The organism is Hymenobacter sp. DG01, assembly GCF_006352025.1.
In the GTDB taxonomy this organism is placed as follows: Bacteria; Bacteroidota; Bacteroidia; order Cytophagales; family Hymenobacteraceae; genus Hymenobacter.
In genome coordinates this window covers 2,873,803-2,900,386 of sequence record NZ_CP040936.1, presented here as the reverse complement: position 1 = coordinate 2,900,386, position 26,584 = coordinate 2,873,803, and the positions used below count along the sequence as shown (strand labels likewise).

Genomic DNA, 26,584 nt, shown 5'->3' with positions numbered 1-26,584 from the left:
ACGCAGCCTTAGTTCTGAACAATGGCTTTGTTGGTGAGGCGCTCCGTGGAAGGAATGGGCCAGATGTAGTTACCATCGGTGGGCTGCACGGCGCTGATGGTGGCTTTGCCCGGAATAGGAGCCAGCAGGCGCATAATGTCGTTGTTGCGCAGGCCCTCACCCAGGAACTCAATCCGGCGCTCCAGCAGAATAGCGTCAATGATGCTGAAGGTGCTGCTGAAGCTGGCCGCCGTATATACGCCGTCCGGGTTGGAGCGGCCCCGTACCGCGTTCAGCAGGGCCAGAGCCTGGGCGTCGGAGGCGTTGGCGCGGGCGCGGGCTTCGGCCAAGTTCAGGAGCACCTCGGCGTAGCGAATAACCGGGGCTTTATCCGTGTAGGGCGAGCCAGTGGGGTACTTCTTGTTCAGGAAGGGGGTAGTACCTACCACCGTCACGAAGGAGGTACGACGGGCATCCGTGGCGGCAAAGCGGGCGTCGCCCAACACGCCGTTGGGATTGAGGCTGTACTCGCTGGAGAAGTAGAAGCCCAGCTGGTTCTGCGTACCCGGCGCATCCTGCGCCGTGGCCGGGAAGCCCAGAATGGTTTCGGCTGTTTCCTGAGGCGGGGCAAACACGGCGGCCACGGACGGGCTCAGGGCATGGGCTACCCCTGAAGTAGCCGTGAAGGGTGCCGTGGCGGATACAATCTTGTTGGCTTCCGTTATTACATCGGTGTAGCGGCCCATGCTCAGGTACACCCGCGTTTTGAGGGCAATGGCCGTGTTGCGGTGGGCGCGGGTGGTGTTCAGGGCCGGCGTACCTTGAGTCAGGGGCAGGTTTTGCTCCGCGAAGTTCAGGTCGGCCAGAATCTGCTCGTACACCTGGGCCACGGTGCTGCGGGCCAGCTCGTTATTATCCTGGCCGGTTTCGCCTTTCAGGCGCAGGGGCAGGCCGAGCTTGCTGCCGTTGCCGTCGGCGTAGGGCCGGGCGTAAAACTGCAGCAGCGAGTAGTAGGCCAGGGCCCGGAGCAGGCGCGCCTCGCCCTGGTAGCCCAGCGACGTTTTGGTGGCAAAGTCGGCCGGGAAGGCTGGGGCTACAAACTTGCCGCTGTTGGCCGCCATGCCGTCCAGAAACACGTTGATCTGGTTGATGGCCTGGTAGGCAGAGTTCCACAGGTTAATGACATCGTTCTGCGAGGCTTCCGTGAGCGTGTGCTGCCACACGGCCGTGCCGGTTACCAGGTTAGAGCCCTGGTTGATAAAGTCGTTGGCCCGGATGTCGCCGTACACCTGGTAGCGGCCCCCCAGAAAGCTGCCCGATTTCATGTAGTCGTACAGGTTATTTACCTGCAGGCTGATGCGGGCGGGCGTATCAAAGGCCACACCGCTGAACAGGGAGGTTTTGGGGGCCGGCTCCAGCAGGTCTTCGTTGCAGGAAACCGTGCCCAGACCCAGCAGAGCGGTGCAAATGCCTACTGTAATTTTATGCTTGAATGTCTTCATCAGAGACAGAGGAAATTAGAAGCCAATGTTGAAACCTACCGTGTACGTGCGCGCCTGACCCACCGAGTTGCGGTCAACCCCGGCGCCGGTGTTGGCGTTTTGACCAGCCCCGGTGTTGGTTGAAATTTCGGGGTCGATGCCGGAGTACTTGGTCAGCAGGGCCGCGTTCTGCACCTGCACATAAAAGCGGGCCGTGCTCAGGCCGCCCAGGCGGGTAAGCAGCCCCTGGTTGAGGGTGTAGCCCAGGGACACGTTCCGCAGACGGGCAAAATCGCCCTTCTCCACGTTCGACGACAGAATCAGGGCCGAGCCGTTCGAGACGTTGTCGCCGTACACCAGGCGGGGCCACTTGGCGTTGTCGGGGTTTTCCGGCGTCCAGCGGTCCTTAATATCTACCTCGTTATTCCAGAAGCGCTGGTCGTGCAGGCCGGATTTAGTGCCGTTGTAGATGTAGTTGCCGCCCGAGAACTGGATAAAGATGCCCAGGTCGAAGCCGCCGTAGCGGAAGGTGTTGTCGAAGCCGCCGTACCAGGTAGGCAGCACCGGCCCGAACAGCACCCCATCAACCGACTGCGAAGGCGCTGTGGTGTTCTTGCCGTCTATGGTGGTCCAGCCCGTAGAGCCTACACCAGTAGTACCTAAGTGGTTGTACTGCACCACGGTGGTAGTGCCGTCCGCATTCCGCTTTTCCACCATGCGCTGCCCGTTGGCCGGGTTCACGCCCAACGACTTCACCGCCAGGATTTCGCCCACTGAGCGGCCTACCTGCGTGAAGTTTACGGTTTCTAGGGAGGTAGCCGTGGCCAGGCGCTGGCCTTCGGTGGCCAGGCGCAGCACCTTGTTTTTCAGAGTGGTCAGGTTGCCGCTCACCGACCAGTTGAACTTGGGCTTGCTGATGGCATTGAAGCGCAGGCTTACTTCCATGCCCGTGTTCTGCATGGAGCCCACGTTAGCGAAAATCTGGTTGCCCGGAATGCCCTTTGAGGGGGCCTGAGGTACGCCCAGAATCAGCCCGTCCACCAGGTTTTTGTAGTAGCCTATGTCGCCCTGAATGCGCTCATCCAGAATAGCGAACGACATTCCCACGTCGGTTTTCTTGCTGGTTTCCCACGACAAGCGGGTGTTGCCGGCGTTGCTGTAGAACAGGGTGGGGGAGGCCCCGTACAGGCCCGAGGAGTACAGGTTCAGGGAGGGGAAGTCATCGGCAATGGCGCTGTTGCCCACCTCGCCGTAGCTGCCGGTCAGCTTCAGGAAATTCACCTTGTTCAGCAAGCTGGAGTTTTTCCAGAAATCCTCTTCCGAAATGGCATAGCCCACCGATACCCCGTAGAAGTTACCCCACTTCTGAGCCCAGGCCGAGTAGCCGTCGCGGCGGAAGTTGATGGCGGCCAGGTACTTCTTGTTGAAGTTGTAGTCGGCTCGCCCGAAGTACGAGAGCAGGTAGTTTTCGCCCTGGTAGTTCCCATCCACGGCCACGTTGGTAAAGTTGCCCTGGAACGTGTTAAAGAAGATATCGGCTACCCCCGTGCGGCTGGCGCCCCAGCGGTCAATGGTGGTGCGCTGCTGCTCGGTGCCGGCCAGCAGCGAAATGTTGTGCTTGCCACCCAGGCTGGCATCGTACTGGGCCGTGTTCTGCCAGTTCCAGCGCTTGTTGGTGCGGTAGTAGTTCAGGGCCTGGCCCCCGGGTACGTAGCCGTCGCCGCCCTGGGAGGTGTAGAAGGCCTGGTCTTCGAAAGCAATGTTATAGATACCGAAGTTGGTGCGCACGCGCAGGCCTTTCAGTACTTCCAGGGTGGCGTTTACGCTACCCTGAATTTCGCTGCCCTCCGAGCGGAAGTAGTTGTTTTCGATGTCCACTACCGGGTTGTAGTAGCTGACGATGAGGGGAGTGCCGGTGGTGGGGTTGATGTTGGCCCCCGGGCCCAAACCGCCGTTGCCGTAGGCCGTGGCTACGTTGTAGCTGCCATCCGGATTGAAGGCAGGTACGTTGGGCGGCAGCACCAGCGGCAGGCGGCCCAGGCCGGCTGTCCCGAAGGCTCCATCCCCCACGGAACCCGAGTTGGGCGAGGCGTTGCGGGTGTTGGAGTAGCCAATGCGGGCGCCAATGCTGAGGCGGGAAAACACCTTATGGTCGATGTTGAGGCGCGCCGAGGCCCGCTTAAAGGAGTTGCCCTCCAGCATGCCCTTTTGATCGGTGTACCCAACGGAGGTGTAGTACGTGGTTTTGTCGGTACCGCCGCTGAAGTTCAGGTTGTTGGAGCTGGAGAAGCCCGTGCGGTAAATGTAGTCGTACCACTTGGTATCCACGGGGTTGCCGCTGCCATCGAGGGTAGGCTTGAAGCCCTCCACGTTGGTAGCCGGCTGCCCGATGGCGGCGCGGTTGGCGTTCAGGTTCCGGACGGCCTCGTTCTTGATGCTGATGTAGTCCGAGGCGTTCAGAATGTCGTAGAGGCGCACCGGCTCCGACCAGCCCACCCACGAGTCGAGCGAGATTTTGCTCTGGCCTTTTTTGCCGCGCTTGGTGGTTACCAGAATCACGCCGCCTGCCGCCCGCGAGCCGTAGATGGCCGTGGCCGAAGCATCCTTCAGCACCTCCACGCTCTCAATGTCGTTGGGGTTGATGTTGCTGAGCGGGTTGTTGGGCACGCTGCCCACGGCCGAGCTGTTGCCGCTAAAGGCCGGAATCCCATCGATAACGAACAGGGGGGCCGAGTTCAGGCTGATAGAGTTTACGCCCCGGATGCGGATCACCGGCGGGTTGTTCAGCACCCCGTTGGGGGTAGTGATGTTGACACCCGCGGCCTGCCCCTGCAGGGCCTGCTCGAAGCTTTGTACCGGCTTGTTGGCAATCTGGGCGGCGCTTACCGTGGCTACCGAGCCCGTCAGGTCGCGGCGCGACTGGGTGAGGCCGTAGCCTACCACCACTACCTCATCGAGGCCAGTAGCACTGGAACTCAGGGTAACGTTGATGGAAGACTGCCCGCCAATAGCCACTTCCTTAGGAGCGTAGCCAATGAACGAATACACCAGCGAGGACGTGGACGCTGGCACCGAAATAGAATAGCGGCCGTCACTGTCCGTGGAAGTGCCCTGCGAGCCTCCCTTCACGATAACCGTAACGCCCGGCAGACCTGCCCCATCCGTTCCAACGACCCGGCCCGAAATAGTCTGGGTCTGAGCCCAGGCTTCCTGACCAGTAAGTGCCAATGCTACCAGAGGGCACAAGAGTAAAGCTTTCTTCATACTTGCGTATTTGATTATGAAAAAACTCATGTATCGGGACGAATAAACGCCAGATCATTAATCAAAACAAAGTATGTATGAACTTATTTCAACAATCAAGGCGTTTTGACACAATAATTAGTTGTGTATATGTATTCATGTATTTTGCATAAAATATAGTCTTATTAAAATAATACCCCGCTACTGCATTTTCATGAGTAGCGGGGTGCAAAAGGGAAATAATGCCCCAGACAAGCTCAACAAGCACATCGGCCTACAAACAGCCGGTACCCTAAGGCATATGGCAGAGGGAAAGGACAAGAGTTTGATTTATAGGAGTTAACCGGGAACAAAGGACGGTAATCTTACTTCAGGTCTTTTTTAAACTCTTCGGCCCAGTGGTCGGCCAGGCGGGTGGGCTCCGGCAGCTTATACCCGCGCAGGCAAGCCAGCGTGAGGCGGGTAGCCGTGGCCTGGTCGCAGCGGTGGCCGGGGCTCACGAATAATGGGTTCACCTTGTCTTTACTGCGAATGACCTCTCCTAATAGCTCCCCGTTTTTGTCGGTAAGGGGCGAGAGGCTGCCTTTAGTAAGGGCCGGCTCCTGATAGGTGCCGGTAAGCTTCTGCTTAGCTACTCCAAACGTAGGCACATCGAGCATGACGCCCAGGTGGGCGGCAATACCCATGCGGCGTGGGTGGGCAATACCGTGGCCGTCCACCATAATCACGTCGGGCTGGTGCCGGAGCTTTTCGTAGGCCAGCAGCAGGTTGGGGGCCTCGCGGAAAGACAACAGGCCCGGAATATAGGGCAGGGTTACGGGGCTGGTATGGTACACCCTCTCCACCACTTCGAGGGAGGGAAAACGCAGCACCACAAACACCGACAGCACCGTTTCGGGGGTAGGGAACGAGGAGTCGCAGCCGGCAATAAGCTGGGGCTCATGGGGCAAGGGCTCCAGCCGGACCAGAGTGCGCATTTCGTCTTGCTGGCGCGTGAGGTCACGCACGATGATGGGGTCGGGGGCTAGGCCGGGCGGGCGGTAGTAGGCCATGGGCAGAGGGGGGTAGGGCAAGTGAATGCTACTTCTACTACCCCGGCCGCAGCGGGGTTATCGGGCGCCTACCCCCTGGCTGGGCTACAACCCCGGTCGGCCACCTACGTTATTCTGGTCAACTACCTTTCCCTGCCATGTCTAAAGCTGAACAACCCGCCCACACCGGCAGCGGCCCATTTTTCGAGCGCCGCTACTGGGTAGATGTGCAGCACCCGCGCCAGTCGGCCTCCGAACTGCTGCAGCACATCAAAAGCCACCTGCCCGAATATGCCCCGGATTCCCTGGCCGACTTCGAGAAGAAACAAGGCCACGGCACTGGCCTGAACGTGGGCGACGAGTTTCATATCAAAATACTGGGGCCCTGGAATGGGGAGGTGCGCGTGACGGAAATAGGCCCCGACTTCTTTGAGCTGGCTACCCTCGAAAACCACCCCGAGGCTGGTCGCATCTGCTTCACGCTGCGCCCCCACGCCTCCCTGCCCGATACGCTGCGCTTCGAAATTCACTCGAAGGCCCGCTCCCGCGACGGGCTAGTGGCCCTGACCTACGACACGCTGGGTGTGGGCCGCAAAGTGCAGCAGCAAACCTGGGAAACGTTTTGCCAGCGCGTGGCCGAGCGCAGCGGCGGGCTTCAACTATGCCCCGTGCAGGTAGAAACCGTAAAGCAGGACACCACCGGAACCGAAGTAACCCACGATGCCTAAGCCGCCGCTTTATCAGCTCCAGAAGGCCCGCCTGGAGGCCTACACGAAGGCCGGCTACAACTTCGACCTGACCAAAACCAGTGAGTACACGCCCGAAAACGGCTGGCGCGTGGACGACTACGAAGCGGAGCTGCCCCTGGAAGCCCCCGGCCCCCCGGACCCGCACGGCTCCTGGGCGGCAGCCCGCGAGGTGCTGCGCAACTACACCTTCCCGCCTCCTGATCTGATTACCGGCATCTTCCTGCCCGATCAGCCCCTGGAGCAGCGCGTGATGGTGCTGCGGGGCCGCTTCCTGCTGTTCACGTTCTGGTTTGGGGTGCGCATCGGGGGCGTGACGGACGAGCGGCAAACGCTGCCCACCGGCGAGCAGGAGCAGGTGTGGGGTTACAATTACCGCACCCTGGAAGGCCACTTCGAGCGCGGGCAAATTGACTTCACCATCCATAAAAACCTGACCACGGGTCGGGTGCGGTTTCATATTCATGCGTTTTCGCAGACGGGCCGCATCAGCAACCCGTTTTACTGGATCGGCTTCCGGCTGTTCGGGCGCATGCTGCAGCGCAGGTTCGCCCACGAATCGATGCGGCGCCTGAAGGAGCAGGTGGCCGAAATGCTGCGCAAGGGCTGGCAGGCCCCGGCCCCACAGGATGCTCCGCCGGTACAGGTCGTTTCTGCCGAGCCCGGCGCCCAGGAGCAGCTTGATAAATCGCGCTGAGGCGAAGCGTAACCCTATTACAGCCGACTGTAGAGCACAATCCCCAGTACCACCAGGGTCATGCCCGCCCAGCTCAGGGGCGAGGGGAGTGGGGCACCCAGCAGCGTCACTTCAATAGCCACGGTGGTCAGCAGTTCCACCGACTGGGTAGCTTCCACGGCCCCGAGCAGGGTAGCATTCGGGCCGGCCAGGGCCAGGGCGTAGTAGAACAGCCCGGTGGCTACTACGCCGGCGAGCAGTGCCACTACAAAGGTGTAGCCCCACTGCTGCGGGGTAGGGCCCGGACCTGTAAGGCCGCCCCACACCGACACCAGCGCCCAGAACGGTAGGCTGCCCAGGGTAAGGCCCAATACCATCTGTACCGCCGAAACCCGCACCGGGGCCGTTTCCAGATATAGCAGCACTTTGCGGTTGGCGAGGGGATAGAGAAACGTGGACACGACGATCATGCCAAAGCCCAGCAGTGCCTTCGCTGAAAAGCCCTGGGTTACGTTTTCAACCTGCATTAGGAGCACGCCCACCACTACCACCCCCGCCATACGCAGGGCCGGCAGATTGAGCTTAGCGCGGTGGTCGGGGTAAATGAAGGGAGTAAGCAGCAGGCCCGAGAGCAGTACCAACTGGAAGGAGCCCGCTATCAGCCAGGCTGGGCTGAACTCGGCTGCCACGGCTACCAGCGAGTAGAACACACCAATGCCCACACTGCCCCACAGCACCCACAGCCGCCACGAGCCGCGCCAGAACCGCCAGAACCCCGCCCACTCGCCGCGCAGCAGCAGCCAGCCCGTCAGAATCAGGGCGGTGTAGGCGTAGCGTAGCACCGCCGTCCAAACCCAGGAGCCGCCGGTGGTAGCCATCAGGCGGTTGAGCAGGAAGGTGGAAGAAAACAGCATGGCCCCCAACGTAGCCAGCAGAATAGGGCGTAGCGGTTTTGGGGCGGCTGAAGAAGATGACGGCATGATATTCTTAGCGGCCAGAAGAAATGGCCTAGCAAAGCAACGGAAAAGAAAGAAGCCCACGGCCACCCGCGGAGGCAGGCCCTGGGCTGGCGCCCGGCGCTAAGCCAATAGAGGCTAGGCGTTTTCCACGGGTCGGCCGCCGTGTATCATGTCGGAGGTGATGCCGGGCTCGTGTGTCACTTCAGCGCGGAACACGCCCAGGATGTGCGCCACCACGAAGGCAATGACGAGGTACATGGAGGCATTATGAATTTCCTTGGCCGTATGCTCGATGCTGCGGAAGTAATCCTCGAACACGAGAATTAGGCCCGTAACTACCATCACGGCCAGTACTAGGTAGAAGGCGCGGTAGGAGTATCGCACCCATACGCCCAGCCCCACGGTAGGGTCGCCCTGGGCAGTGCGGGCCTTCAGGCGGGCCAGTTTGGCGGCGGTGCGTTGGCCGCCGCGCTGCCGGAAGCTCACCAGCACCCGGTAGGCCAGCACCACCGCCAGTGCCAGGCCCAGCCAGATGTGCCAGTCCCAGATGCGGTGCGAAACAATACGCGAGAGGCCGCGCAAGTCGGTAGGGCTCATCTGTACGCCTTTTTCGGCCAGTGCCTTGCTGAACTCTGGGGCCAGCGTTTTGGTCTTGACAATCACCGACAGAAATAGAATGGTCAGCAGCTGCGCCGAAACCAGGGCTGAGTTGGTCCAGTGCCAGATGCGCAGGCCCAGGGAGTTGCGTTTCAGGCCGGTTGTAGGCGGCGCTTGTTCAGTTTGGGGAGTCATAAACTACTGGTTGAGGGGAGTGGCAGAGCCGGGTAAGATATAGCACAACGCCAAGTTATGCGCAGCAAACACAACCGGTCGGCCCTCCGTGTTGCAGCTCCGGCCAAACCTTCCGTCCCTGAATCAGTTTAGAGGCTTCGCACTGATTTTTTTGCTACTCTACAACCAACCCTTCTCATGTCAGAAGCAAAAGGCTATGCCGCTCCGGCGGTAAACGCGCCCCTCGTACCCTTCGATTTCCAGCGCCGCGAGGTAGGCGCCCACGATGTACGCATCGAAATTCTGTTCTGCGGCGTGTGCCACTCCGATTTGCACCAGGTGCGCGACGAGTGGGGCGGCTCCGTATTCCCGATGGTGCCCGGCCACGAAATTGTGGGCCGCGTGACCGAAGTGGGCGCCCACGTAAAAGGCTTTAAGGTAGGCGACCTGGCCGGCGTAGGCTGCATGGTAAACTCCTGCCAGCACTGCCCCGAGTGTAACGAAGGCCTGGAGCAGTACTGCGACGAAGGCTTCGTGGGTACCTACGGCGCCCAGGACCGCGACGGCACCGTGACCTACGGCGGCTACTCCAACCACATCGTGGTAACGGAGAAATTCGTGCTGCACGTATCGGAAAAGCTCGATCTGGCCCGCGTAGCCCCGTTGCTGTGCGCCGGCATCACCACCTGGTCGCCGCTGCGCCAGTGGAACGCCAAAGCCGGTGACCGGGTGGCTGTAATGGGTCTGGGCGGTCTGGGTCACATGGCCGTGAAATTTGCCGCCGCCCTGGGCTGCGAGGTAACCGTATTCAGCACCTCGCCCAACAAAGAAGCCGACGCCAAAGCCCTGGGCGCTCATAAGTTCGTGGTTAGCAAAGATCAGGAGTCGATGAAATCGGTGTCGAACTACTTCGACCTGATCATCAATACCGTATCGGCTACCATGGACCTGACGCCCTACATCAGCACCCTGCGCCTCGATGGCACCATGGTACTGCTGGGCGTACCGCCGGAAGCGCCGCAATTGCACGCTTTCAACCTCATTGCCAAGCGCCGCCGCATTGCCGGCTCGCTGATTGGGGGCATCAAGGAAACGCAGGAAATGCTCGACTTCTGCGCCGAGCACAACGTAATGAGCGACGTGGAAATCATCCGGATGGACTACATCAACGAAGCTTATGAGCGCATGCTCAAGTCCGACGTGAAGTACCGCTTCGTGCTGGACCTGGCCACTATTTAAGTGGTGAACTGGTGAGATAGTGAATTGGTGAGTCGTCATGGCGAGGAGGCACGACGAAGCCATCCGTCCTCTCTTTGTGACAAGCCTAGTAATGCGACAAGCCCTTACCTCCACGCAGGAAGTAAGGGCTTGTCACGTTTCAGGGGGTAGGGATTTTGCGCAGGACGGATGGCTTCGCTCCGCTCGCCATGACAGGACTGCACTTCACTCATTCACTCACTCACCAGTTCACAACCTCACCACTTACTCCTTCTCTACGGGGTAGCGGAAGGTACCTTCCAGGGTGAGGCGCTTGCCGCCCCGGCCCGATTCGCAAACCTGGCAGCGGTAGGACCCAGCCAGCCAGTGCCGGGCGGCGTTTACGCCAGTAATGGTCACGGAGCCGGGGTTATCGGGGCAGGATTTGGAGTAGGCGGCGGTGCTGCCGTAACGGTAAGAGGCGTCGCGGTTGCGGCCGCTCAGGATTTCCTGGAACGTGTAGGTACCGGCCTGAATCGGGAACCGGTCGATGATAATGGTCAGGCCCTCGCCGTCGGGGTCATCGGCCCTCACAATGTTCAGGCGCAGGGCGCGGTCGGTGCCCAGAAAGAAGCGGGAGCTGGTCGTATCCGCTTCCACCGGCTGCCCGTTGATGCGCAGGGTAAGCAGGCGGGCAGAGTCGGGCAGGAGAGGGGGTAGGGCTTTGGGCACGGAACCCAGCAGCGGCAGGAGTAGCAGAGGCAGAAAGCGTTTCATCGGGGCAAGAACAGGCAAGAATCAGCCCAGAAGATACTGAAAAGCTTCGTACGGTTGTGCTACCAGCAAAGCCAGCTGTCATTCGGAACGGGGTGAGGCATCTGGGTTCATATTTCGAGTGTATAACTCAGATTCCTCACCCCGTTACGAATGATAACGGCCTGCTTACTTCCGGCACCGGAACACGGCTTAATTCCCTTACTCCTGCCGACCTGGGTACTGCTGCAGGGCCACTTCCAGGCAGTCCATGGCCTGGTTGATGACCTCCTGGTTGACCACGTAGGCCAGGCGCATCTGCTGGCGGCCCAGGCTGGCGGTGGCGTAGAACCCTGCGGCCGGCGACACCATCAGCGTCTGGCCCTGGTAGCTGAAGTCTTCCAGCAGCCACCGGGCAAACCGCTCGGCATCGTCCACAGGCAAGTGGCAGAGCACGTAGAACGCCCCGCGCGGCAAAGGGCAGCGTACGCCGGGCATGGCCCGCAGGCGGCTCACCATCAGGTCGCGGCGGGCCTGGTACTCGGCTTTGGTGTGGTCGAAATAGTCCTCGGGCAAGTCGGCGGCGGCTTCTGCCAGCAGCTGCCCCAGGCCGGGCGGGCACACCCGCAGCTGAGCCAGCTTGAAAATAACGTCGCGTAGCGCCTTGTTCTTTGTCACCAAGGCCCCAATACGAGCCCCGCAGGCACTGTAGCGCTTCGAGATGGTATCGAGCAGTACCACGTGCTCATCGGCTCCTGCCAGACTCAGGGCGCTGGTGAAGGCGTCATCGTAGCAGAACTCGCGGTAGGCCTCATCGGCGAGCAGGTACAGGTTGTGGCGCAGGCACAGCTCCTTCAGCTGCTCCAGCTCCGAGCGGCTATACACGTAGCCGGTGGGGTTGTTGGGACTGCAGATGAGGATGGCCTTGGTGCGCGGCGTGATGCGACGCTCAAACTCCGCAATGGGCGGCAGCGCAAAGTCATTTTCCAGGTGAGAGGCCACGGCCACCACGTGCGTGCCGGTTGCAATGGCGAAGGCGTTGTAGGGGCCGTAAAAAGGCTCAGGCACGATGAACTCGTCGCCGGGGTTGAGGCAAGCCAGCAGGGCAAACGAAATCGATTCGCTACCCCCCGTCGTCACCAGAATGTCGTCGGCGGCCACGGGCAGGCCCAAGCGCTGGTAGTACTCGGCCAGTTTCTGGCGGTAGCTGGGGTAGCCCGCCGTGGGGCCGTATTCCAGCACCCGGATGTCGGCCTGCTGCACGGCCGCCAGCATGGTAGGGGGCGTTTCAATATCGGGCTGACCGATGTTGAGCGGGTGTACCGTAATGCCGCGCCGGCGGGCATCGTCGGCGTACGGGGTGAGGCGGCGGTAAGGGGAGGGTGGCAAGGCCAGGCCACGCTGCGAAATCTGGAGCATGGGCTTAAAGATAGGCCATTCGGGCTGAATAAGGCACTTCCTATTGAAAGTAACCGGAGGCTTTGGGGCCCAGCTGGGGGTAGGAAATTGCTTCCGGTCAGGAAGAAAAGAAATCCGCCTACCCCGCCGCCTGCCCCAAACCCCAGCCCGCCCCGCCGGTTATGCTGCCATGACAACTCCTCCCGCTTCTTCTCTGCCCGAAGTATGGCTGCGCGGCCCTCTCTCCGGATTCTCGCCCCTGATGCAGCCCCTGGCCATGGCCCTGCTCCAGGCCCGTGAGGAGCTGGAAGCCGCGCTCCACGATTTCCCCGATGAGCTGCTGCCGGTAAGGACCGCCGGGGTAGCCTCCGTTGGGTTTCATCTGCGCCACCTGGCCGGCGTCCTCGACCGGATGCAGAGCTACGCCCGTCAGGAAGCCCTCAGCGAAGCGCAATTCCAGTTTCTGGCCTTGGAAAAAGAGGGCCCTGCTACCCCCGAAACCGTCGCCAACCTGCTCCGGCAATTCTCTGCCCAGGTAGAGGCCATGCTCACCACTTTGCGCACCACTCCCGAAGCCACGCTGCCCGAGTTTCGGTCGGTGGGGCGGGCCGGGCTGCCCAGCACCGTGATGGGGCTGCTGGTGCACGCCACCGAGCATACCACCCGGCACGTAGGACAGCTGCTGGTAACGGCACGCATAGCACAGGCGGGCCTTCGGTAGCTAACCCAATGCCGCCTTTGGCTGGAAAGCGGGGGTAGGAACTGAGGCGCGCTAAGCCAGGGAAAGACCCGGCTCCACAGTAACCCGGGGCGCCGTAGCCCGTTGGTAAAGGCTCTAACCTTCACTAACGCTATGGAAAACAAACCAACCACCCTGCCACCGCAAGCCCAGGACCAGCAACCGGGTATTGAACAGGAAATGACGCCCCAGCCGGAGTACATCCGGCCCGGCTATAAGGGTAGTGAGAAACTGCAGGGCAAAGTGGCCCTCATTACCGGCGGCGACTCCGGCATTGGGCGGGCCGTGGCCGTGCACTTCGCCCGCGAGGGCGCCGACGTGGCCTTCACCTACCTCCCCGAAGAAGAGCAGGACGCCTACGAAACCCGCCAGCTGGTGGAAGCCGAAGGCCGCCGCTGCCTCACTCTGTCCGGCGACCTGCGCCAGCCGGAATTCTGCCAGTCCATCGTGGACCAAACGGTGCAGGAGCTGGGCCAGCTGAACATTCTGGTGAACAACGCCGCCGAGCAGTTCGTGAACAAGAACGTGGCCGACATTGAGGATGAGCAGTGGCTGGATACCTTCCAGGTGAACTTCTTCTCCTTCGTGCGCGTGACGCGGGCAGCCCTGGCTCACCTCAAGGAAGGGGACTCCATCATCAATACGTCCTCCATCAACGCCTACCGCGGCAACGAGCAGCTCGTGGATTACACCTCCACCAAAGGCGCCATTACGGCCTACACCCGCTCCATTGCCCAGCAGCTGGCCGAAAAGAAAATCCGGGTGAACTCCGTAGCTCCCGGCCCCATCTGGACGCCCCTGATTCCGGCCACCTTCCCCGCCGAGAAAGTGGCGTCTTTCGGCAAGGACACCACCATGAAGCGCCCCGGCCAGCCCTCGGAGGTAGCCCCCGCCTACGTGTTCCTGGCCTCCGAAGACGCCTCGTACATTACCGGTCAGGCCATTCATCCCAACGGCGGTGAGGTGCTGAATACCTAGCCGCCTGGTAGCCAGATAACAAAAAGGCCTCCCGGTGTACCGGGAGGCCTTTTGTTGCAGTTAAAAAGCAGCCGTTAGGGCTTGCTCTTCACTTTGGTTGATTTCATTTTGGTCCCTTTTGAGGTGTTGGCCCGGGCGTTGGGGTTGGCGCCATCAAGAATAGTGCGCTCCTGCGGCGACTGTACCGTGGGCGAAACGCGGTTGGGCTCTGCCAGGCTGGTGTTGCCCGTCCCGATCTGGGTTTCGATGGTAGCACCCTGCACTACACCTTTCGGGGCCTCCGTGGTAGTAGTAGTGGCCGGGGTGGTCTGGCCGTTGGTGGTTTGAACCTGGGTACCGGAGGTAGTACCGGTTTGAGCTTGGGCGGCCGTTGCCAGGCCGGTAGCCAGCAGGGCGGTTAGGAGCAAGGAGGTTTTCATAGACAGATGAATCACGTGGAAAAGGAAGGCTGCCGGGTAGTAACCCGGAGTACAGCGTGTACGCGAATCAGACTGAGATAGTTAACGGACGCCCAAAAGTTGTGGTACCCGGCGCGGGCCCCGCCGCCGGAGGGCAGCCCAGGCGCGGCGCGCGCGGCTCTAGTCCCGAAACAGCTTCTTATCGGCCCAGAACGTGCCGAGCGGTACCAGCGACACAGCCAGCGCCAGCAGGGCCTTCCGCCACGACCAGCTGCGCTCCAGACTCACTTGCAGCACCAGCAGTACGTAGGCCACAAACAGCACCCCGTGGGCCATGCCCACCACGCGCACCGCCTCGGGCTGCCCCAGCAGGTATTTCAGCGGCATGGCAATGCCCAACAGCACCAGGAAGGAAATACCTTCCAGAAACCCCACCACCCGCAGGCGGCCCAACGAAGTGCGCAACAAAGAAGAAAGCATACGGCAGCAACTAAATGAAGCCGCAAGTTACGCCAGCCGCGCCAGCCTACCCTCCGGTTCTGGGCGAAAGGTCGGCTACCCCCGCCAGGCGCCTACTGAGCGGCACCGGTTTGTCTTGTCAGCCGACGGGTCTGGATTACCAGCCTTACCGGGAAATATTTAAGATAGAGGCAACCCTATATTATGGCGCTACATCTGTCCCTGCGTAACCCGGCCGCGCACCGCTACTGTCTCTTTCCCTTAATTCCTCTCCCATGAAAACGCCCCGTACATCTGCCTGGGCCCCGCTGGTCTGGCTGGTACTGTTCCTGAGCCTTGATGCTACCTCGCAGGCGCAGGCCGCTACCCCTCCCGACAGCCTCGACCTGTTTCTGCAAGCCAAAATGCGCCAGCTCCGCATTCCCGGGCTGCAGCTGGCCGTTATCCGACACGGCAAAATCATCCGGACGGGGCAGTACGGGCTGGCTAACGTGCAGGACTCGGTGCCGGTAACCGGCCAGACGCGGTTTACCATCAACTCCATTACCAAGGCCTTTGTGGGGGTAGCGGTGATGCAGCTGGTAGAAGCCGGCAAGCTCGACCTCTCGGCGCCCGTCTCCCGCTACCTCGATGGTCTGCCCGCGGCCTGGCAGCCCGTTACGGTCCGGCAGCTGCTCACTCACACCTCCGGCCTGCCCGATATTATGCCTGACGATGAGATGGTGACCGAGGAAAACGAAAGCGCCGCCTGGGCCAAGGTGCAAACCCAGCCCATGGATTTCGCGCCGGGCGAGAAGTTTGCCTACAACCAGACCAACTACCTGCTGCTGGGCAAAATCATTGACAAGCTCAGCGGGCAGCCGTTTATCCAGTTTATTCAGGAGCGCCAGCTGAACGTGGTCGGGATGCCGCGCACCACCTTCGGCGACGCCCACGACGTGCTGCCCCATGGGGCGCGGGGCTACACCTATTACCACAACAGCAACGGCCGCATGCGCCGGGGCCATCAGCTCCGCAACACCTTCGAAACGTTTCCGCCCATGTTGCGCACGGCGGCCGGCATGAGCTCCACGGCCGAGGAAGTAGCCCGCTGGATTATCGCCCTGCAACAGGGCCAGCTCCTGAAACCCGCCAGCCTTCCTACCCTCTGGACGCCTGGTAACCTCAACAACGGCACTCAGCGCGGTTTCAGTCGCATGCTCAACGGCTACGCCCTGGGCTGGCCCACCGTGGCGCGCCCAGAGCACCGCGCGGTGGCGCCAGTAGGCGGGGGCCGCTCCGCCCTGTTCATTTACCCCGATGATGACCTGGCCATTGTGGTCCTAACCAACCTCATCGGGGCCAACCCCGACGTGTTCATGGACGAAATAGCCGGCCACTACCTCCCCGATATGCGCGCCGTAGCTGGGTTCGGGCTGCCGCCCACCATACGGGGCCTGCACACTGAGCTGCGCAAACGTGGTTTTGCACAGGCCTCGGCGCTGGTAAAGCAGGAGAAAAAGAAGAACGCCGCCTATCAGCTGCCCGAAGACGAAGTAAACGCCTGGGGCTACATGCTGCTCCGTCAGAACATGGCCCAGGAGGCCCTGGAGGTGTTCAAGCTCAACGTCAGCCTTTACCCCCAGAGCGCCAACACCTACGACAGCCTCGCCGAAACCTACGCCGACCTGGGCAACCAGGAGCTAGCCGCCAAAAACTACAAGCGCGCCCTGGCCCTCAATCCCAAAAACACCGCCGCTGCCGCCTACCTCAAAAAGCTGCAGAACTAGCAGGAGTGTTGGAGGCATGGATATAAAACAAAAAGAACGTCATGTTGAGCTTGTCGAGACATCTCGCGTGCTGAGGTTGGGGTAGTAATTCCTACGTCAGCACGCGAGATGTCTCGACAAGCTCGACATGACGGCCTTTTATTACGAAGGGAGGGTCAATGTATTACTGCTTTCGTTTCTTGATGCGTAGCAAGCGCAGGTAGTGGGTAGTATCAGGGGTAGTGAGGACTTGATGAGAACCGCTGGGCGTAACCAGCAAGTTGGTGCCGCCAAGGCGGTGGAGGACGGAGTGGGTACCATCCGGGTTGACGATAACTGTAGGGTTGCTATCTACATTCGGAACCACAGTGTGCGTGCCGTTAGGGTTGATCAGCACCGCCGAGCCGCCGGTTTGCTCCAGTATCGAGTGGGTTCCGTCGGGGTTGACAACCACGGAGGTCTGGGCGTGCGCGGCAGTCAGGCTGCCTAGCGCCAGGAGGGTAGCAAGTAAGTAGCGTTTCATAGATAAAGCGAGGAATCAGAGGTACGTATCCGCTCAGGGGCGCAAGAATGGTGCTAAGTCCGGGCAGCGGCCGCAACGGTTCAGGTTCAGAGGAACCGATAGGGGTAGCAACTACGTATGTGCAGATACACTTTACTTCTTGCCTCATGCTGATTCGCATTGCTGGGCTGTTGCTGCTGGCTACCAGCTGTTTCTCCTGCGAGGGCCAGGCCCAAACCACGCCTTCTAAAGCCAAAGCCCCGGCCGCCGCAGCCAAAACGGCCGCCAAGCCTGCTACCCCCGCCACCGGCCGCAACCCCTACTACTCCCGCACCGACACCACCCATCTGCGCCTCTCCGATGCCCAGTGGCAGAAGGTACTCACGCCTGATGTGTACCGCGTGGCTCGGGGCAAAGACACCGAGCGGCCCTTCACCGGCAAATACTGGAACGCCGAGGCCAAAGGCACCTACTACTGCGCCGCCTGCGGCAATGCCCTGTTCCGTTCCATGGCCAAGTTTGCCAGCGACTGTGGCTGGCCCAGCTTCTTCGAGCCCCTGCGCACCAAAGCCGTGCGCTACGAGGCCGACAACACCCTCGGCATGGAGCGCACCGAAGTGCTCTGCGGCCGCTGCGACGCCCACCTCGGCCACATCTTCAACGACGGCCCGCCGCCCACCGGCCAGCGCTACTGCATGAATTCCATCGCCCTCGACTTCGTGCCCGGCAAAAGCCCCGCCTTCGGTGTGTTAGGCAACTAGCGCCTACCCCCATAACTGGCTTAAACCTCACAGAGCGCCCCATTTGGGCGCTCTGTTTGTTGTTGGGCTACCCCGGAGGTTGCTACTTTTACCCTATTCGCACGGTTGTCACCCCGCCAACGCGTCGTCTGAAAAGACGAAGCCCCGGCAGGTGGCTCTGCCGGGGCTTCAGGAAGTGGGTGATTAGCACACCCTCAACCTGGTAAGTTATGGGTAAGCGTGCGAAGCGGGATCGTACCGATAAGGTAGGCTTTTCATTCTGCCGGAGCTATATCGAATGGTTAAACTATAGCGTTAATTTTTGTCTTTGATTTTTTTGAGATATAATCCTTCTAAATCTTGGTCATAAAAAATGTCGCTCAAGTTATCGACACTGCGCTTGATATAAATGTTATTTATTGTGATTCCTTGGGCTTGAGCTAACTCGAGATCAACTGGTTCTTTGGAACCTTGATCAAAATAACTTTTGAGATTAAATTCATAACAATTTCCTGTATATATGTTCTTTCTATAATTATATCTAATCTTATCTGTTATCACTCTATATGTTTTGTTGCCCTTCTTAGCATAGATAATGTAAATGCCATCGTAAGTCCTATACCCGCCATTTTGCAACCTAGATAAATCTGATAGGATGTAGGAAGTTATGGAATCAATTTTTATAACAGTAAAACAATTTTTAGAATCGGTTATTTTCGTGCTAGAATATTCCTGATGAGAAAATATGTATTGAAGTCCCATCAAATAAAATATAATGGTTAAAGAAAACATGCTGAGAGGTTTAGAAAAGGAAGAGTTGAAATAAATAACATATTGATCAAGAGTAAAAAACAATTTTTTTGGTAAAATAAAACCCCGCGCCGGCCTTGCAGCCAACGTGGGGTTTCGTGATTTAATTGGCTAGTGCCAAGCTACTACATCCGGCTGATAATCTCGTCGCCGAACTCGCTGCACTTCAGCAGGGTAGCACCGTCCATCAGACGCTCGAAGTCGTAGGTTACGCGCTTCGAGGCAATGGCGGCTTCCAGGCCTTTGTAGATCAGGTCGGCAGCTTCCTGCCAGCCCAGGTGCTCCAGCATCAGGGCACCCGAGAGAATAACCGAACCGGGGTTCACCTTATCGAGGCCAGCATACTTGGGCGCGGTGCCGTGGGTAGCTTCGAAAATGGCGTGGCCGGTTACGTAGTTGATGTTGGCACCGGGCGCAATGCCGATACCACCCACGATGGCGGCCAAAGCGTCGGAGATATAGTCGCCGTTCAGGTTCAGGGTAGCCACTACCGAGTAATCGGCGGGGCGGAGCAGGATCTGCTGCAGGAAGGCATCAGCAATGCTGTCCTTCACCAGAATCTTGCCGCTTTCCAGAGCAGCTTTCTGCTGGGCGTCGGCTACTTCCTGGCCTTGCTTGGCGGCTACCTTGTCGTACTGAGCCCAGGTGTACACTTTGTCGCCGAACTCACGCTCAGCCAGCTCGTAACCCCAGGTTTTGAAGGCACCCTCGGTGAACTTCATGATGTTGCCCTTGTGCACAATGGTCACTGAAGGCTTGTTGTTGTCGATGGCGTACTGAATAGCAGCGCGCACCAGACGCTCGGTGCCTTCTTTCGATACGGGCTTAATGCCGAACGACGACGACTCGGGGAAGCGGATTTTCTTCACACCCATCTCATCCTGCAGGAATTCCAGCATTTTCTGAGCCTGGGGCGTGCCGTTCATGTACTCGATGCCGGCGTAGATATCCTCGGTGTTCTCACGGAAGATAACCATGTCGGTTAGGTTCGGCTGCTTCACGGGCGAGGGTACGCCTTCAAACCACCGCACCGGGCGTACGCAGGCGTACAGGTCCAGCTCTTGGCGCAGGGCCACGTTCAGGGAACGGATGCCACCGCCTACGGGGGTAGTCAGGGGGCCTTTGATGCCCACCAGGTAGTCGCGGAAAGCATCCAGGGTTTCGTTGGGCAGCCAGTTACCAGTCTGCTTGAACGACTTCTCGCCAGCCATTACTTCTTTCCACACCAGCTTGCGCGAGCCGCCGTAGGCTTTTTCTACTGCCGCGTCGAACACGCGGACGGAAGCCGCCCAGATGTCCGGACCCGTGCCGTCGCCTTCGATGAACGGGATGATGGGTTGATCGGGCACATTCAGCTTGCCGTTCTTGATGGTGATTTTCTCTGCCATTGTTGAAAAGGTACTTTGGGTACTTAGTGTTGTTGTGGTTGAGGGGTAAAAACCACTCGCCTGTCATGCTGAGCTTGTCGAAGCATCTCTACTGCTTCGTTGAGCAAGCGTTAGGAGTTAGCCAGAGCTAGAGATGCTTCGACAAGCTCAGCATGACAGGCAGGCGGGGTTAATAGCCGAAAATCTCTTTCAGCGTGAGTTGCTGGACCTGGCCGTACTTGGCCAATTCCTTGAAGTTGAGGCGGTCTTTGGAACCGATAACCAGAATGGTTTGGGGCTGACCCTTCACGCGGGCCTGCTGGAATTTCTGCAGATCCTGGAAGCTCATGTTGGAGGTCTGCTCGTACACGTCGCGGCGCACATCGTAGTCGAGGCCAAGGCGCTTGGCGCGCTCGTAGCTGAACAGAATATCGGACTTGGTGATCCGCTCGGTGGCAATGCTGTTGCGGATGCTCTGCTTAGCAATCTGCAGATTGGCTTCGGCCACGGGCATGTCGTTGAGCAGGGTGTTCATGCCGGCCATGGCCTCGGGCAGCTTGTCGCTCTGGGTGCCAATGTAGCTGAGGTTGTAGGAGCTGCGCCCTACCTTATCGGCCGAGGCAAACCGCGAGGAAGCCGAGTACGCCAGGGCCTTCGACTCGCGCAGCTCCTGGAACACAATGCTCCCCATGCTACCCCCGAAATACTCGTTGTAGAGGCTGGTCGTCGGCAGCAAACCTTTGTCAAACACGGGCCCTTTGCTCAGGAACAGGATTTCGGCCTGCACCATGTTGTAGTCCACCCAGTACACCTTGCTGTCCGTCAGCGGCTGCTCCGCAAAGTCCTTGTTGGCTGGTACGGGCGTGAGCTTGGCCGGAACGCGGTGGAGTTGGTCTAGTACATTGGTAATGCCTACTATATGTTCACTTTTGCTAGTGCCATTCTCGTAATGAGAAATTTTTACAGCATCCTCTGAAACCGGCCGCGGACCGTAGTAAAGCACGCGGTGCTGGTAGGTCGGGAGCTTCTGGATGAGGGCGGTGAGTTGCTCGGGCTTCAGGGCCTTCAGCTCTTTCTCGCTCAGCTGCGTGGTGAAGGGGTTCTTGGCGCCGTACTTGGCGTAGTTCACAAGGGCCTGATTCAGGATAACACCTTTGTTCAGCTTGGCATCCTGACGGGCTTTGAGCACCCCAGCTACCATGTTCTTGAGGGCCGCCGCATCGGGCTTAGGCGCGGCCAGCAGGCTTTCAAACAGCTGCAGGGCCTGCTCAAAGTTGCTGTCGAGGCCGGAGAGGCTAACGAAAGTACGGTCTTGGCCGCTTTGCACCGAGAAGGAGCAACCCAGCTTGTAGAACTCCTGCTGGAGTTGAGCGGCGTTGTACTTACCGGTACCCAGGTACTGCAGGTAATCGGTGGCGAGGCCCAGCTTGGGGTCGTGGTTCGTGCCCAGATCGAGCACGTAGTACAGGTTGAAGAGGTTGTTCTCGGCGTTGTGGGTGTAGTACACCGGAATGCCCGAGGCCAGCTTCGTTTCCTGAATGTCTTTCTTATAGTCCAGGAACACCGGCTGCAGCTCCGGCGAGGTCATGCTGGTTACCTGCTTGTAGAAGTCGGAGGCGGCTTCGCGGTTCACCGGCACGGGCGTAATGGCGGGCTTTACCACTTTCACCTTGTTGGGGTCCTGGCCGGTACGCTTGTACACCAGGGCGTAGCCGGGGCCGTAGTACTGCTGGGCCACGCGCATTACTTCCTCTTTGGTGATGGTCGCGAAGTCGTCGAACTGCTTGAGGTAGTCTTTCCAGTCCTCGCGGGCCACGAAAGCCGCCACGAAGGCGCCGGCCCGGGCCTCGTTGCTCTCGTAGCTCTTGGTGCGCTGCAGCTGCTCGTTGTTGATGATGGCCGGAATCAGCCACTCCGGGAAGTCGCCCTTCTTCACCTTGTTCAGTTCACCTAGCAGCAGGTCGCGCACCTGGTTCAGGCTCTGGCCTTGGCGGGGAGTAGCGTACAGGATGTGAGTGGAATAATCGTTGTTGAGGTCCGTGAATGAAGCGGCGCTCAGCACGGCCTGCTTCTGGTTCAGGTCCAGGTCGATAAGGCCGGCCTGCCCATTGCTCAGAATCTTGTCGATCATGCGCAGCACCAGCGCGTCGCGGGTGGCGGTGCCGGGAAAGCGGAACCCAACCATCACATTTTCGGCGTCGGGGCCCAGCACTTCCTTCACGATAGGGGCCGTAATAGGCGCCTCCTGGGCCGGTGTGAAGGCCGGTACCGGCTTGCTTTGCAGCTTGCCGAAATACTGGTCGATGATGCGGATGGTCTGGTCGTAGTCCAGGTCACCGCTCAGGCACAGGGCCACGTTGTTGGGCACGTAGTACTGGCCGAAGTACTTCTTGATTTCGGTAATGGAGGGGTTCTGCAGGTGCTCGATGGTCCCGATGGTGGTCTGGGTGCCGTACTCGTGCTTCTGGAACAGGCTGGCGTTCATGGCCTCAAACTCCTTGCGGAAGTCAGAGTCCAGGCCGCGGTTCTTTTCCTCGTACACGGCTTCTAGCTCGGTGTGAAACAAGCGCGGCACCATTTCCCCCATGCGCTCAGCCTGAATGGCGGCCCATTTTTCCAGCTGGTTGCTCGGAATGTCTTCCTGGTACACCGTCTGCTCCACGGAGGTATAGGCGTTGGAGCCCTTGGCCCCGATGGCGCCCATCACCTTGTCGTACTCATTGGCCACGGCGTACTTGGCCGCTACGCTGGAAATTGAGTCAATCTGGTGGTAGGTACGCTTGCGGGCGGCGGGGTCGTTGCGCTGAGCGCGGTACTGCTCGTAGAGGGCCTCAATCTTATCCAGCTCCACTTTCTCGGCAGCCCAGTTCTGGGTGCCCAGCCGGGAGGTGCCCTTGAACACCATGTGCTCCAGGTAGTGGGCCAGGCCGGTAGCGGTGCTGGGGTCGTTTTTGGAGCCGGCACGCACCGCCAGGTAAGTCTGGATGCGCGGGGCGTCGTCGTAGTCGGAGAGGTAAACGGTCAGGCCGTTGTCCAGGGTGTAGATGCGTGCTTTCAGCGGGTCGCCTTCTACGGTCTGGTACTTGTACTCTTTCTGCTGCGCAGCCGGGGTAGCGGCGACGGGAGTGGAGGAAGAAGTCCCAGCAGTAGCCGTTGGCTTGCTCGTCTGGCACTGGGTAAGGCCGAGCGAAGCCAGGGCCGGGATAATGAGCAGCAGGGGTTTTTTCACGAGAAGGCGGACGCGGAAAGCAGAGCAGGAAAGGATAAGGGCCAAAGATAGGCCGCCCCCCCGGGAATAAAAAGCTTGACAAAGGCCCGGCCGGCGCGAAGTGCGAAATTTTGCGTATGAGAATTTGCAGGGCTGCCAGCTCAGGCAATGCCGCCAGCCAAAACCTGCCATTCCGAGCGGGAGCGAGGAATCTGAGTGAAACCTTTGGATGGTCCACTCAGATTCCTCGCTCCCGCTCGGAAGGACGGTTCATTCGTGTTCTGGCAGTAGGCAGTGAGGCTTAGAAATCCGCGTCCAGGCCCAGCTTCTGCTTCATGGCCGTGAGCATGGGGTACTTCTCCATCAGGTACTCCAGCTTATCATTGGAGGTGTAGAGCTTGCGGCCGGTTTCCACGCGCTCCACTACCTCGGCCTGCACGTTGAGGCGGGGGTAGCCCGTGCGGCGGCGCAGCTCGCCCAGGAACTCGGCCCGAAACTCGTTGAACTGGTCCTCCTGCACCGGGTTATCAACGCGCAACACAATCAGGTGCTGCTCATTGGCCTGCACGGGGCGGTTGAGCAGGCTGTAGTGCATCATGCTGGTGGCCTTGCGCTCCTCGGTCAGCTCTTTCCACACCCGCTGCAGCACTTCATCGTTGATAGTGGGCAGGCCGGTGGTGGGGCCACTGGGCTCGGCCTCCACGGCAGCTTTGCCGGCCGCAGCCTGCTGCTCCAGCTGGGCCTTCATGGCCGAAAGGCTCCCCAGTCCCGGCAGCTTATTTGCCAACCCGAGGGGTTTACCGGTGGGCATTCCGGGGCGGGGAGGGGGTAGGGGAGCAGCCGTTACCGGCGTTTGGCCCGGCTCATGACCGGCCACGCTGGGCGTACCGATTTCCACGTGCGGCACCGTGTCGCGGATGAGGCTGGTGGGCGGTACCAGGGTAGCGGCCTCGTCCTCAATACTAAGCGTGTCGTGCAGCTCCTCCACGCCGCTTTCCACCGGCACTACCGGCTCCGGGTCGGCCGGCGCCGATTTCGGCTGTGGGAGAGAGGTAGGCGCGGGTGCTGCTGGCTGTGGAGCCGAACTGGCCACCGTGCCGCTGTCCATTTTTGTGTAGGCGGCCGGCGCTTCGGCTGTGCCATCAGCTACCAGCTGGCCGTTTACCGGGGCGGCGGGGGTAGGGGCTACACTACTTTTTTTTTTCGCCTCGCCATTGCTGGCTGAGGCGGCTCCGCTGCTCAGGTCGCGGGCAAACTGCACGGCGCTGTTGAGGTAGGCCAGCTTCATGAGCATCAGCTCTACGTGCAGGCGCTGGTTTTTGGCCTGCTTGAACTCCCGGTCGCACTGGCTTACCAGGTTCAGGGCTGAGAGCAGGAAAGGCAGCGCGGCGGCCTGGGCCTGCTGCACGTAGCGCGCCCGAATGTTGTCCGATACTTCCAGCAGCTGCACCGTCACGGGGTCTTTGCACACCAGCAGGCCGCGCAGGTGCTCGGCGGCGCCCACCACAAAGTTGTGCAGGTCGAAGCCGTTTTGCACTACCTCTTCCAGCAGCAGCAAGGTCTGCGAGAGGTTTTCGCCCAGCAGGGCATCTACCAGCCGGAAATAGTACTCGTAATCCAGAATGTGCAGGTTCTGCACCACGTCCTTGTAGCGCAGGTCGTGGCCCGAGAAGGTCACCATCTGGTCGAACATGCTCAGCGCGTCGCGCAGGCCGCCATCAGCCTTCTGGGCCAGCAGGTGCAGAGCGTCGTCCTCGGCCTTGATGTGCTCCTGATTAGCCACGTAGCGCAAGTGCCCCCGAATGTCATCGACCCGAATTCGGTTGAAGTCGAAGATCTGGCAGCGCGAGAGGATGGTGGGGATAATCTTGTGGCGCTCGGTGGTAGCCAGAATGAAGATGGCGTAGCTCGGCGGCTCTTCCAGGGTTTTCAGGAAGGCGTTGAAGGCCGCATTCGAGAGCATGTGCACCTCGTCGATGATGTACACCTTGAAGCGGCCCTGCTGCGGAGCGTAGCGCACCTGCTCCACCAGGCTCCGGATGTCTTCTACGGAGTTATTTGAGGCCGCATCCAGCTCGTGCACGTTGAACGAGGCATTCTCCTGAAAAGCCCGGCACGAGGAGCACTTGCCGCAGGCTTCCAGCTCGAAGGGTGTGTTGTCGGGGTCCGGGGCCGTTTGCAGGGCGTCGGGCACGATGTCGGGCTGCGCTTGCAGCAGCTCCGAAACCGGCCGGCCCTTGCGCACGTGCTCCTCCACGAACTCGCAGTTGATGGTTTTGGCCAGAATGCGGGCGCAGGTGGTTTTGCCTACCCCCCGCGGTCCGCAGAACAGGAACGCCTGCGCCAAATGCTGGGAGGCAATGGCGTTCTGCAGGGTGGTGGTAACGTGCTGCTGCCCAACTACGCTGCGAAACGTAGCGGGACGGTATTTCCGGGCCGAAACAACGAAATTCTCCATAAGTCGTGGCTACAAAGATACCCCGAAAAGCCGGGGTTTGGAAGCCAGAACCCGGCTAGTTATCCGGCTACGCCCAGGGCCCGGCACAGGGCCGCCGTACGGTTATCCACCTCCAGCTTGGCGTAGATATTCTGCAAATGGTTTTGCACGGTGCGCGGGCTGATGTTGCACACCCGGCTGATTTCCTTATCGGGGAGGCCGCGCATGAGGTGGCCCAGAATCACGGTTTCGCGCGGGGTAAGCTCCCGTGGGGCAGGTTTGGCGGCCGGCGGCGCCTGTTGCCGCAGCTCCCGCACGGTTTGGCTGAGGCGCACCGCCGCCTGAAAGTGTGGCACCAGCAGCTGTAGTACGGCCTGATCGGCGGCGGTAAAGTCGCGGCGGGAGCGGTTGACGGCGCAGGTAACCTGGCCGTAAGGCGCTAGGTGCAGGCCCACCACCAGCTGGTGCGTAATGGCCAGCGGCCGGTAAAACTCAGCGTGCAGGGCCGTGGCCAGAAACCGGCTGAGCGGCACCACATCGGAGGTGCGCAGGGGCTGGGCCCAGCCTTGCTCTATAATGGCCGGAAAGAGCGGATGCAGCGGCAAGTGGGCGGCCAGATCAGGAAAATTCAGCACCGAAAACATGGCCTCGGGGTAGGCGCCCAGGTGCCCGATGCGCCCACTCGGGTCCAGCCCATCGAAGCACGCCGTTTCGGCCCGGATAGCCAGCGCCGCCGCTTCCGAAAGCCGGTCGAAAATCGTGTCGGGTTCCAGCTCGGCGTAGATGAGCGCAATGGCCCGGTTCAGACGCAAAAAATCGGTGGTGCGGAGACGGAGCATGGCAAAGCGGACAAGGCAGCCAGATACATTTCAGAAAGAATAGGGTATAGGTAATATTACTCATTTTCTGGAAGATAGCAGCGCTTAGCTTTGGGGAATCGGGGCTTATCTGGTGGGCCCCGGCC

General features: G+C 60.1%; 22 protein-coding genes. 7 read left to right on the top strand and 15 right to left on the bottom strand.

What is annotated here, in order from left to right:
• Positions 1–8 precede the first annotated feature (8 nt).
• The 3 genes from FGZ14_RS12215 to nfi form a co-directional block, all read right to left on the bottom strand.
• Positions 9–1,481: a RagB/SusD family nutrient uptake outer membrane protein gene (locus tag FGZ14_RS12215; RefSeq protein ID WP_139924536.1), complete on the bottom strand. Its 1,473-nt coding sequence runs from the start codon at positions 1,479–1,481 to the stop codon at positions 9–11.
• 15 nt (positions 1,482–1,496) lie between these two features.
• Positions 1,497–4,724 carry a TonB-dependent receptor gene (locus FGZ14_RS12210; RefSeq protein WP_139924535.1) on the bottom strand — a complete coding sequence of 1,076 codons (3,228 nt, stop codon included), beginning with the start codon at positions 4,722–4,724 and terminating at the stop codon, positions 1,497–1,499.
• A gap of 344 nt (positions 4,725–5,068) precedes the next feature.
• Entirely contained in the window at positions 5,069–5,755 is a 687-nt protein-coding gene (gene nfi / locus FGZ14_RS12205; RefSeq protein ID WP_139924534.1) for a deoxyribonuclease V, read from the bottom strand.
• Between the two features lie 137 nt (positions 5,756–5,892).
• Between nfi and FGZ14_RS12200 the strand changes: the two genes are divergently transcribed.
• Both FGZ14_RS12200 and FGZ14_RS12195 read left to right on the top strand, forming a co-directional pair.
• Entirely contained in the window at positions 5,893–6,462 is a 570-nt protein-coding gene (locus FGZ14_RS12200; protein WP_139924533.1) for a hypothetical protein, read from the top strand.
• A complete protein-coding gene (locus FGZ14_RS12195; RefSeq protein WP_139924532.1) occupies positions 6,455–7,177 on the top strand; it encodes a DUF1990 domain-containing protein in 723 nt (240 codons plus the stop codon). Before FGZ14_RS12200 ends, FGZ14_RS12195 begins: the two co-directional genes overlap by 8 nt.
• Before the next feature lie 17 nt (positions 7,178–7,194).
• Here the strand turns inward: FGZ14_RS12195 and FGZ14_RS12190 are convergent, their stop codons facing one another.
• Together FGZ14_RS12190 and FGZ14_RS12185 are read right to left on the bottom strand one after the other, a co-directional pair.
• Positions 7,195–8,070, bottom strand: coding sequence for a multidrug resistance efflux transporter family protein (locus FGZ14_RS12190; RefSeq protein WP_180754339.1), 876 nt, complete (start codon positions 8,068–8,070; stop codon positions 7,195–7,197).
• Between the two features lie 180 nt (positions 8,071–8,250).
• The gene (locus FGZ14_RS12185) at positions 8,251–8,907 is read right to left on the bottom strand and encodes a cytochrome b/b6 domain-containing protein (RefSeq protein WP_139924530.1); all 657 of its coding nucleotides are present in this window, start codon (positions 8,905–8,907) and stop codon (positions 8,251–8,253) included.
• A gap of 177 nt (positions 8,908–9,084) precedes the next feature.
• Between FGZ14_RS12185 and FGZ14_RS12180 the strand changes: the two genes are divergently transcribed.
• On the top strand, positions 9,085–10,125 hold the full coding sequence (locus FGZ14_RS12180; protein ID WP_139924529.1) for an NAD(P)-dependent alcohol dehydrogenase: 1,041 nt from the start codon (positions 9,085–9,087) through the stop codon (positions 10,123–10,125).
• Between the two features lie 243 nt (positions 10,126–10,368).
• Here FGZ14_RS12180 and FGZ14_RS12175 read toward each other — a convergent pair whose 3' ends face one another.
• Together FGZ14_RS12175 and FGZ14_RS12170 are read right to left on the bottom strand one after the other, a co-directional pair.
• Positions 10,369–10,860: a hypothetical protein gene (locus FGZ14_RS12175; protein ID WP_139924528.1), complete on the bottom strand. Its 492-nt coding sequence runs from the start codon at positions 10,858–10,860 to the stop codon at positions 10,369–10,371.
• A 198-nt stretch (positions 10,861–11,058) separates the two neighbouring features.
• The gene (locus tag FGZ14_RS12170) at positions 11,059–12,255 is read right to left on the bottom strand and encodes a pyridoxal phosphate-dependent aminotransferase (protein ID WP_139924527.1); all 1,197 of its coding nucleotides are present in this window, start codon (positions 12,253–12,255) and stop codon (positions 11,059–11,061) included.
• A gap of 169 nt (positions 12,256–12,424) precedes the next feature.
• Between FGZ14_RS12170 and FGZ14_RS12165 the strand changes: the two genes are divergently transcribed.
• The gene (locus FGZ14_RS12165; RefSeq protein ID WP_139924526.1) at positions 12,425–12,955 is read left to right on the top strand and encodes a DinB family protein; all 531 of its coding nucleotides are present in this window, start codon (positions 12,425–12,427) and stop codon (positions 12,953–12,955) included.
• A gap of 132 nt (positions 12,956–13,087) precedes the next feature.
• A complete protein-coding gene (locus FGZ14_RS12160) occupies positions 13,088–13,951 on the top strand; it encodes an SDR family oxidoreductase (RefSeq protein WP_139924525.1) in 864 nt (287 codons plus the stop codon).
• A 74-nt stretch (positions 13,952–14,025) separates the two neighbouring features.
• On the opposite strand, the gene FGZ14_RS12155 is transcribed toward FGZ14_RS12160, so the two are convergent.
• Together FGZ14_RS12155 and FGZ14_RS12150 are read right to left on the bottom strand one after the other, a co-directional pair.
• A complete protein-coding gene (locus tag FGZ14_RS12155) occupies positions 14,026–14,370 on the bottom strand; it encodes a hypothetical protein (RefSeq protein WP_139924524.1) in 345 nt (114 codons plus the stop codon).
• 159 nt (positions 14,371–14,529) lie between these two features.
• Positions 14,530–14,829: a DUF3817 domain-containing protein gene (locus tag FGZ14_RS12150; protein WP_139924523.1), complete on the bottom strand. Its 300-nt coding sequence runs from the start codon at positions 14,827–14,829 to the stop codon at positions 14,530–14,532.
• A gap of 254 nt (positions 14,830–15,083) precedes the next feature.
• Between FGZ14_RS12150 and FGZ14_RS12145 the strand changes: the two genes are divergently transcribed.
• A complete protein-coding gene (locus FGZ14_RS12145) occupies positions 15,084–16,577 on the top strand; it encodes a serine hydrolase (protein ID WP_139924522.1) in 1,494 nt (497 codons plus the stop codon).
• Positions 16,578–16,740: 163 nt separating this feature from the next.
• Here the strand turns inward: FGZ14_RS12145 and FGZ14_RS12140 are convergent, their stop codons facing one another.
• On the bottom strand, positions 16,741–17,079 hold the full coding sequence (locus FGZ14_RS12140; protein ID WP_139924521.1) for a hypothetical protein: 339 nt from the start codon (positions 17,077–17,079) through the stop codon (positions 16,741–16,743).
• Between the two features lie 146 nt (positions 17,080–17,225).
• Here FGZ14_RS12140 and msrB point away from each other — a divergent pair, with 146 nt between their 5' ends.
• Entirely contained in the window at positions 17,226–17,819 is a 594-nt protein-coding gene (msrB, locus tag FGZ14_RS12135) for a peptide-methionine (R)-S-oxide reductase MsrB (protein ID WP_139924520.1), read from the top strand.
• Positions 17,820–18,113: 294 nt separating this feature from the next.
• On the opposite strand, the gene FGZ14_RS12130 is transcribed toward msrB, so the two are convergent.
• From FGZ14_RS12130 to FGZ14_RS12110, 5 genes are all read right to left on the bottom strand, one after another.
• Positions 18,114–18,590: a hypothetical protein gene (locus FGZ14_RS12130; protein WP_139924519.1), complete on the bottom strand. Its 477-nt coding sequence runs from the start codon at positions 18,588–18,590 to the stop codon at positions 18,114–18,116.
• Between the two features lie 143 nt (positions 18,591–18,733).
• Entirely contained in the window at positions 18,734–19,996 is a 1,263-nt protein-coding gene (gene icd, locus FGZ14_RS12125; RefSeq protein WP_139924518.1) for an NADP-dependent isocitrate dehydrogenase, read from the bottom strand.
• A gap of 169 nt (positions 19,997–20,165) precedes the next feature.
• A complete protein-coding gene (locus tag FGZ14_RS12120) occupies positions 20,166–23,204 on the bottom strand; it encodes a pitrilysin family protein (protein WP_257883218.1) in 3,039 nt (1,012 codons plus the stop codon).
• Between the two features lie 280 nt (positions 23,205–23,484).
• Positions 23,485–25,641 (bottom strand): DNA polymerase III subunit gamma/tau, encoded by a 2,157-nt coding sequence (dnaX, locus tag FGZ14_RS12115; protein WP_139924517.1) that lies wholly within the window; start codon positions 25,639–25,641, stop codon positions 23,485–23,487.
• A 59-nt stretch (positions 25,642–25,700) separates the two neighbouring features.
• Positions 25,701–26,459, bottom strand: a complete 759-nt coding sequence (locus FGZ14_RS12110) for a LuxR C-terminal-related transcriptional regulator (RefSeq protein WP_139924516.1) — start codon at positions 26,457–26,459, stop codon at positions 25,701–25,703.
• Positions 26,460–26,584: the final 125 nt, after the last annotated feature.

Coding starts and splice junctions, on each gene's coding strand:
- FGZ14_RS12215 (WP_139924536.1), bottom strand. CDS start 1,481: ATGAAGACATTCAAGCATAAAATTACAGTAGGCATTTGCACCGCTCTG.
- FGZ14_RS12210 (WP_139924535.1), bottom strand. CDS start 4,724: ATGAAGAAAGCTTTACTCTTGTGCCCTCTGGTAGCATTGGCACTTACT.
- nfi (WP_139924534.1), bottom strand. CDS start 5,755: ATGGCCTACTACCGCCCGCCCGGCCTAGCCCCCGACCCCATCATCGTG.
- FGZ14_RS12200 (WP_139924533.1), top strand. CDS start 5,893: ATGTCTAAAGCTGAACAACCCGCCCACACCGGCAGCGGCCCATTTTTC.
- FGZ14_RS12195 (WP_139924532.1), top strand. CDS start 6,455: ATGCCTAAGCCGCCGCTTTATCAGCTCCAGAAGGCCCGCCTGGAGGCC.
- FGZ14_RS12190 (WP_180754339.1), bottom strand. CDS start 8,070: ATGCTGTTTTCTTCCACCTTCCTGCTCAACCGCCTGATGGCTACCACC.
- FGZ14_RS12185 (WP_139924530.1), bottom strand. CDS start 8,907: ATGACTCCCCAAACTGAACAAGCGCCGCCTACAACCGGCCTGAAACGC.
- FGZ14_RS12180 (WP_139924529.1), top strand. CDS start 9,085: ATGTCAGAAGCAAAAGGCTATGCCGCTCCGGCGGTAAACGCGCCCCTC.
- FGZ14_RS12175 (WP_139924528.1), bottom strand. CDS start 10,860: ATGAAACGCTTTCTGCCTCTGCTACTCCTGCCGCTGCTGGGTTCCGTG.
- FGZ14_RS12170 (WP_139924527.1), bottom strand. CDS start 12,255: ATGCTCCAGATTTCGCAGCGTGGCCTGGCCTTGCCACCCTCCCCTTAC.
- FGZ14_RS12165 (WP_139924526.1), top strand. CDS start 12,425: ATGACAACTCCTCCCGCTTCTTCTCTGCCCGAAGTATGGCTGCGCGGC.
- FGZ14_RS12160 (WP_139924525.1), top strand. CDS start 13,088: ATGGAAAACAAACCAACCACCCTGCCACCGCAAGCCCAGGACCAGCAA.
- FGZ14_RS12155 (WP_139924524.1), bottom strand. CDS start 14,370: ATGAAAACCTCCTTGCTCCTAACCGCCCTGCTGGCTACCGGCCTGGCA.
- FGZ14_RS12150 (WP_139924523.1), bottom strand. CDS start 14,829: ATGCTTTCTTCTTTGTTGCGCACTTCGTTGGGCCGCCTGCGGGTGGTG.
- FGZ14_RS12145 (WP_139924522.1), top strand. CDS start 15,084: ATGAAAACGCCCCGTACATCTGCCTGGGCCCCGCTGGTCTGGCTGGTA.
- FGZ14_RS12140 (WP_139924521.1), bottom strand. CDS start 17,079: ATGAAACGCTACTTACTTGCTACCCTCCTGGCGCTAGGCAGCCTGACT.
- msrB (WP_139924520.1), top strand. CDS start 17,226: ATGCTGATTCGCATTGCTGGGCTGTTGCTGCTGGCTACCAGCTGTTTC.
- FGZ14_RS12130 (WP_139924519.1), bottom strand. CDS start 18,590: ATGTTTTCTTTAACCATTATATTTTATTTGATGGGACTTCAATACATA.
- icd (WP_139924518.1), bottom strand. CDS start 19,996: ATGGCAGAGAAAATCACCATCAAGAACGGCAAGCTGAATGTGCCCGAT.
- dnaX (WP_139924517.1), bottom strand. CDS start 25,641: ATGGAGAATTTCGTTGTTTCGGCCCGGAAATACCGTCCCGCTACGTTT.
- FGZ14_RS12110 (WP_139924516.1), bottom strand. CDS start 26,459: ATGCTCCGTCTCCGCACCACCGATTTTTTGCGTCTGAACCGGGCCATT.